Here is a 6,185-nt window from a genome sequence, read left to right as displayed (position 1 = left end):
GGGGCGCAGCCGCACGCGGTTCGTCATGACCGCGGGCCATGACCGGCGGCGTCTGCGTGCGGGTACGGGCCGTCGGCTGCTCGCGCACGGCGCCTCTTGCGCTCTCACGCGTCATCCGCGCATTCTCGCGCGTCATGCGGTCCTGCACCGTCGCGCGTTCGCGCCCTTCGCGCGCGCTACGCGTAACGATGTCTCTCTCCCGCGTCGCACGTTCCGTCACACCGGCGCGGGTCCGCTCCGTCACGCCGGCGCGCGTCCGTTCCTCGACACCAGCCCGCGTCCGTTCCTCAACACGTGCACGCGACCTCTCCTCGACACCGACACGCGTCCTTGCCTCGGGGAGCGCGGCGTCGCGCGCTACCGCAGCGCGGCCGATCCGGGCCGCCGAGCGGTCGATCGTGAGCCGCGTCGCGACATGCTCATGCGACCGCCAATAGCCGCTCCAGTGGGCGCGGCGGTGATACCAGGGACGTCCCGCATAGTGGCTTGACCAATACGAGGTCAGCGCGAACGACACGATTGGAACGTCGATCTCGTCAACATAGTCGGGCAGATAGACGTAGCGGTTGCGGTAGAGATATTGGAGATATCGCGACGACACCCAGCCACGATCATCCGACCAACTCACATCGCACCAGGCCTTGCCTCTGAAGCACCCGTGGATGTTGACACGGGTGCCGCCGGGAATGCGGTCGACCGTCGGAAAGCCTTCACCGGGCCCTGCCTTCAGGCTGACCGTAGTGGTGACGATGCCCGGCGCCGCCAGTGCGGCGGTCGGCATCAGCAGTATGGCTGCTGCGAAAAACAATCCTCTCAGTTTCATGGCGAGTTCCTCCTCTCGGGTTGGAACGCCGCAGCGAAACAGGCGTTCCCTAAGGGAGTGGTCGCGTTAACAAAAGGATGCAGGCGTCTCGCAGGCGCGAGACGCAGAGTTCTTGTTTGTTATTCCGTGCGCCACGACCTTCCTCATCCGACGCAAAATCATTCCATCATCGGCCGGCCGATCCAAAGCCTGTTGAGCCAACGCACGGCCAGGTCCGGCGGCTTGTCGCCTTGCAGGCGCGCCAGCGCCTCCTGATAAGGGCCCACCGCGCGCAGGCGCATGGGAAGGCGAGGATAGATGCGCCGGATCCACGTCAGCGCCCGGTTCATGCTGCGCTGTTCGCGTTCGCCGAACTCAAGTCCGAATTCCTGGGCCAACCGCTCCGGCAGCAAATGGGCAGTCAGCGCCCGATACCACCTGGGTATGCGCAGTCCTGTGGCGGAGCCTGAAAAGATTTGCTCCGCAATGTCGCGGGCGGCAGGGCTGACCGCGAGAATATCCGACCGCGACATCGCCTCCGTGTAGGCGGTGAACGACGTCCAATCCGCAGGCAAGTCGGTCGGTCGAACGCCGAATAACGCCGCATACAGCTTCGCTTCGGCCCAGTATTGTTCGCGCTCGCTGTCGGTGAGTGCAGGCAAGATGAGATCATGTGTCTGCAAGGCGGTCTCCACCAGTGTGGCGTGAACCCAGCGCAGCGCCGAGACTTCATTGGCGCTGTAAGCTGAGCCGGCTTCGAAGCGGCCAGCCGCCTGTGGCAATATTCCGGTGACCACCGCGTGACGCCGATGCAGCCGGCGGCCTGCGGCCAGCGCCTGATCGAGCGAGCCAAACACCATCGTGAAGGTAATGTTGAACGTCCGGTGAAAACGGCCAACCGGATCGGCAAAGGTCCGGGAATGCTCTGAAACTGCTGCGGCGACCCAGGGGTGCGCCAATTGAAGCAACAGCGCACGCCCGCCGCCAAGAAAAACCGCCGCCTCGCGGTCGACCCGCCAGGTCAGCGAATCCGGGCCAAAAATTCCTTTGATTGGATCGGCCGCCGCCTCGCGAACGCTGTCGAGACTGCTTTCGAAATCCTCCGCGGACAACAACCGCATATCCTCATCCGGGCTACTCCTCATAGCCAAGCCCCGGCCGCAGCGCCCGCAGCCTCTCGGCCAGCCGCCGGCTCCCCGTCTCCTCCGCGCGCGCCAACTGGTTGGCGACCGCCACATGGTCGTCATCGCTCTTGTGCTGGTTGAGCTTTGACTGGCCCTCGATCTCATCGACGACGAGATCGATGACGCGGATCGACGCGAGCATCGTTTCGCGCTTGGGCTCCATCTGCGCGAGGTCCCAGGGCTGTTTCGGCAGCCGCGCCTCGGAGACCGCGAGCAGCGCATCGCCGTGGGCGCGGTTATCGTCGCGCTCGCGCAGATGCGCGACGCCGGAGAGATGCACGGCTTCGTAGAGCCAGGTCGAGACGTTGTCGCGCGAGGCATACCAGTCGTTGGAGACATAGGCGTCGTCGCCGGCGACGATCAAGAGGAAACGCCTGACGCCATCGGCGAGTTCGACCAGCGGATTTTTCGCCGTCAGATGAATCTGGACGATCACGCGATCGTCGCGCCGGGTGAGGACAAACGGCACGTGCGAGCCGCGCGGGCCGCGCGCATCGGCGGCAACAATCACGCCAAAACCCCGATCGGCCGCAAACGCGAGCGCGCGCTGTTCTTCAATGCGAAACTGCGGTCGTAGAACGTGCATGGCTTAAGCTCGAACGACTGGAGAAAGCCCTCCTTGAGGCTAACCCATTCGGCCAGGGATCACCAACTTCCTCCAGGAGGCACGTTCCAACAACAAGGCAATTGCGATATGAGGCTCTGTGACGCCTCATTCGACTATTCTCCCGAAATCCAGCCTGCCAGCCGAGCCCGACGACATGCCCTCTCTCAAGCCCCTCGCCACCTACGACGATTTCGCCCGCCTCGACATCCGGATCGGCAAGGTCGTAGACGTCCAGCCGTTTCCCCGCGCGCGCAATCCGTCTTACAAGGTCGGCGTCGACGTCGGCGCCGACAGGATCATGTGGTCAAGCGCGCAAATCACGAACTACGAGCCGGCGGCCCTGCTCGGTTCGCTGGTCGTGTGCGTCTGCAATCTGGGTGCGAAGAACATCGCGGGCTTCACGTCCGAAGTCTTGATCCTCGGCGCGAAGGACGCTGCAGGTAACGTGATCGTGCTGGGCCCGCGCAGCGAGGTTGCATAGGCGAGCCGATTTTTTGACGATGATGGCAAGTAGCCCGGATGAGCCAACTGGTCGCGCGAAAGCGCGCTCAGCGACGAGCGCAATAGCGCTCGCGTAGTGATGACAGGCTCCGCGATATCCGGGACAACTCTAACCTCATCACCGGATTTAGCTGCGCTCATCCGGGCTACTCGCCTTTGCGGACGAAGCTACACCTCTCACAGATTAGGATCGCCATGAACGGAAATCGATATTACGGGGTTCGCGTCGAGGGCGCGAAATACGGCGTGGGTTTTGGCTCGGCGCTCGCCATCGCGATCTCCTATACCAACAACCACTCGATCCTGTGGGCGATCATCCACGGCATCCTGGGCTGGCTCTACGTGATCTATTTCGCGCTGTTCAAGTGATCCGGCTTGCAGCAAGCAGCGAGTAGCCCGGATCAGCGAAACGACATCCGGGACCACTCTAACATCGCACCGGATTTCGCTTCGCTCATCCAGGCTACCCGTGCTGCTAGACCTCATCCCTGAGGAGCCGCGAAGCGGCGTCTCGAAGGATGAATGGCACCAGCGGGGCCTCATGGTTCTCCCGGCGATGCAAAGCATCGTCCGGAGACGGCGCTAAAGCGCCTCCTCACCATGAGGGTTCGCTGCTTCGTTTCGCTCAGGCCGCCTTCGCGGTCTTTTCCGGCGGCGCGGTTTCCATCGCGCGCATGTAGAGATCGAGCAGGCTTTCGCGCTCGTCGCGCTCGTCCTGGTCCTGCTTTCTCAGCTTGATGATCTCCTTGAGGATCTTCACATCGAACCCCTCGCCCTTGGCCTCCGAAAACACTTCCTTCTTCTGCTCGTTCAGTTCAGCCAATTCGGTGTCGATGTTCTCGATCCGCTCGACGAAAGAACGAATCCGGCCGCCGGGAATGGTGACGTCAGACATGGTGCCTCCCTGTTTAATGAGGTCGTGAAAATGCCCGCAAACAAATAACCAATGTGTTAACCTCGGCAGGTTCCCGCCCCGGCAACTCAGATAATCCCCAGAACAATCTCATGAACGTGATTTCAATTCAGTCGCAGGTTGCCTACGGCCATGTCGGCAACAGCGCCGCGGTCTTTCCGATGCAGATGCATGGGATTGACGTGGTGGCGGTGCCGACCACGCTGCTCAGCAACCGGCCTGGCTACCCGACCATCCGCGGCCGGGTGCTCGATTCAGAGCTAGTTGCCGATCTCCTGCGCGGGATCGAGGAGCGCGGCGCGGTCGATACGGCGCAAATGATCCTGTCGGGCTATCTCGGCTCGGCTGACAACGCCGCCGTGGTCGCGGAGTTTGTCGCGCGCGCCAAGGCCAAAAATCCCGCGCTGTTCTACTGCTGCGACCCCGTGCTCGGGGATCGCGACCGCGGCCTGTTCGTCCATGTCGACATCCCGCCGCTGGTGCGCGACCTTTTGTGCCCGCTTGCCGATATCATCACGCCCAATCATTTCGAGTTCGAATGGCTGTCCGGGGCCAAAGCTGCGACGATCGATCAGGTGCTTAAGGCGGCACGCGCGTTCATGGGGCGCGGGACGGTCGTCGTCACCAGCGCCGAGCTTGCCGACACACCACAGGGCGAGATCGAAACGCTCGCCGTCGAACGCGCACAGGCGTGGCGCGTGCGCACGCCAAAACTGCCCATCAGCCCGAACGGCACCGGCGATCTGTTCGCCGCACTACTGGTCGCCGCGCGTATCAGCGGCGCCAACACGCCGGATGCGCTTGTTCATGCCGCATCCGCCATCTTCGCCGTACTGGAACGCACCGCAGCCAGCGGCACCGAGGAAATGCGCATCGTCGAGAGCGCGGAGCAACTGGTCCATCCGACGCGCCGGTTTGACGCGATCGCCATCAGTAGATCATAGCAAGTAGCCTGGATGAAGCGCAGCGCAATCCGGGATCACTCTAACACCGCCCCCGGATTTCGCCTCGCTCCATCCGGGCTACTAGCTTTACTGGAGAGAAAAAATGAGCCGTTTCTGGAGCAGCTTGACGCACGGCCTGAGCCCCTATGTGCCAGGCGAACAGCCCCGCATGGCGGAGTTGGTCAAGCTCAACACCAATGAAAGTCCATTTGGTCCTTCCCCACGCGCGCTGGAAGCGATCCGGGGCGAGGCGACCGACACGCTGCGTCTATATCCGGATCCGCAGGCGTCAGCGCTGCGGGCTGCCTTGGCCAGCTACCACCAGGTACGGTCAGAACAAGTGTTCGTTGGCAATGGCTCGGATGAGGTGCTGGCGCACGCCTTCGCCGCTCTGCTGAAGCATGATGCGCCGTTGCTCTTCCCTGACATCACCTATAGTTTCTATCCGGTCTATTGCCGCCTGTTCGGCATCGCCTACGAGACCGTCCCGCTCGATCAGGCCATGCAAATCCGCGTTGCCGATTATCGCCGGCCGGCCGGCGCGCTCGTCATACCCAATCCGAATGCGCCAACGGGGGTTGCGCTGTCACAGGCTGAGATCGTTTCTCTGTTGGAGGAACATCCCGACGCTCCCGTGGTGATCGACGAGGCCTATGTCGATTTCGGCGCCGAGACCGCAATTCCGCTGGTCGCTTCCCACCCGAACCTTTTGGTCGTTCAAACAATGTCCAAGTCCCGGGCCCTGGCCGGCTTGAGGGTTGGCTACGCGATCGGCCACGCCGACCTGATCGAGGCGCTCACCCGGGTGAAGGACAGCTTCAACTCCTATCCACTTGGCCGGCCCGCCCAGGCCGGCGCTATCGCCTCTTTGGAGGACGAAGCCTATTTTCAACAGAGCCGCGCGCGCGTGATCGAAGGCCGGGAGCGGCTAGGCCGCGGTCTGGTCGGGCTCGGCTTCGAGGTGCTGCCGTCCTCCGCCAACTTCGTCTTCGCGCGTCATCCGGCGCACGCGGGTGCGGCGCTGGCTACCGCGCTGCGCCAACGCGCGGTGATCGTCCGTCATTTTCCCGCCCATCGCATCTCGGACTATCTGCGGATAAGTGTGGGCACAGACGGGCAAATTGACCGGCTGTTGTCGGCCCTATCGGACATCCTGGGCAGCCCGTAGAGCGAATTAGTTTTACTGCGTCATGATTTTTCTGCGCGTGCGTGATGCTGCGACGGCGCCGCAACA

8 protein-coding genes are annotated in these 6,185 nt (G+C 62.9%); 4 read left to right on the top strand and 4 right to left on the bottom strand.

The genetic code is table 11. From position 1 onward, the window contains the following. The 3 genes from CP49_RS35340 to CP49_RS35330 all read right to left on the bottom strand — a co-directional run. A partial coding sequence (locus CP49_RS35340) for an SH3 domain-containing protein (protein WP_057854731.1) occupies nucleotides 1–823 on the bottom strand: 823 nt, incomplete at its 3' end. Between the two features lie 158 nt (nucleotides 824–981). Then, nucleotides 982–1,917, bottom strand: a complete 936-nt coding sequence (locus CP49_RS35335; RefSeq protein WP_057854732.1) for an oxygenase MpaB family protein — start codon at nucleotides 1,915–1,917, stop codon at nucleotides 982–984. A 19-nt stretch (nucleotides 1,918–1,936) separates the two neighbouring features. Further along, a complete protein-coding gene (locus tag CP49_RS35330; protein WP_057854730.1) occupies nucleotides 1,937–2,572 on the bottom strand; it encodes an FMN-binding negative transcriptional regulator in 636 nt (211 codons plus the stop codon). Nucleotides 2,573–2,747: 175 nt separating this feature from the next. On the opposite strand from CP49_RS35330, the gene CP49_RS35325 reads away from it, so the two are divergent. Then, nucleotides 2,748–3,074 (top strand): tRNA-binding protein, encoded by a 327-nt coding sequence (locus CP49_RS35325; protein ID WP_057854729.1) that lies wholly within the window; start codon nucleotides 2,748–2,750, stop codon nucleotides 3,072–3,074. A gap of 215 nt (nucleotides 3,075–3,289) precedes the next feature. Then, a complete protein-coding gene (locus CP49_RS46475; protein ID WP_187399379.1) occupies nucleotides 3,290–3,463 on the top strand; it encodes a hypothetical protein in 174 nt (57 codons plus the stop codon). A 256-nt stretch (nucleotides 3,464–3,719) separates the two neighbouring features. Here CP49_RS46475 and CP49_RS35320 read toward each other — a convergent pair whose 3' ends face one another. Beyond that, nucleotides 3,720–3,989 (bottom strand): DUF2312 domain-containing protein, encoded by a 270-nt coding sequence (locus CP49_RS35320; protein WP_057854728.1) that lies wholly within the window; start codon nucleotides 3,987–3,989, stop codon nucleotides 3,720–3,722. Nucleotides 3,990–4,099: 110 nt separating this feature from the next. On the opposite strand from CP49_RS35320, the gene pdxY reads away from it, so the two are divergent. Then, nucleotides 4,100–4,951 carry a pyridoxal kinase PdxY gene (gene pdxY, locus CP49_RS35315; RefSeq protein ID WP_057854727.1) on the top strand — a complete coding sequence of 284 codons (852 nt, stop codon included), beginning with the start codon at nucleotides 4,100–4,102 and terminating at the stop codon, nucleotides 4,949–4,951. Nucleotides 4,952–5,054: 103 nt separating this feature from the next. After that, complete coding sequence (gene hisC, locus CP49_RS35310) at nucleotides 5,055–6,119, top strand: histidinol-phosphate transaminase (protein WP_057854726.1); 1,065 nt, start codon at nucleotides 5,055–5,057, stop codon at nucleotides 6,117–6,119. The last annotated feature ends 66 nt before the right edge of the window (nucleotides 6,120–6,185 follow it).

It is taken from the genome of Bradyrhizobium valentinum (assembly GCF_001440405.1).
GTDB lineage: Bacteria > Pseudomonadota > Alphaproteobacteria > Rhizobiales > Xanthobacteraceae > Bradyrhizobium > Bradyrhizobium valentinum.
This window is presented reverse-complemented; position numbering and strand designations above follow the sequence as displayed.

Excerpts from the sequence above, each read along its gene's own strand:
- CP49_RS35330 (WP_057854730.1), bottom strand. The coding sequence starts at position 2,572 with ATGCACGTTCTACGACCGCAGTTTCGCATTGAAGAACAGCGCGCGCTC.
- CP49_RS35325 (WP_057854729.1), top strand. The coding sequence starts at position 2,748 with ATGCCCTCTCTCAAGCCCCTCGCCACCTACGACGATTTCGCCCGCCTC.
- CP49_RS46475 (WP_187399379.1), top strand. The coding sequence starts at position 3,290 with ATGAACGGAAATCGATATTACGGGGTTCGCGTCGAGGGCGCGAAATAC.
- CP49_RS35320 (WP_057854728.1), bottom strand. The coding sequence starts at position 3,989 with ATGTCTGACGTCACCATTCCCGGCGGCCGGATTCGTTCTTTCGTCGAG.
- pdxY (WP_057854727.1), top strand. The coding sequence starts at position 4,100 with ATGAACGTGATTTCAATTCAGTCGCAGGTTGCCTACGGCCATGTCGGC.
- hisC (WP_057854726.1), top strand. The coding sequence starts at position 5,055 with ATGAGCCGTTTCTGGAGCAGCTTGACGCACGGCCTGAGCCCCTATGTG.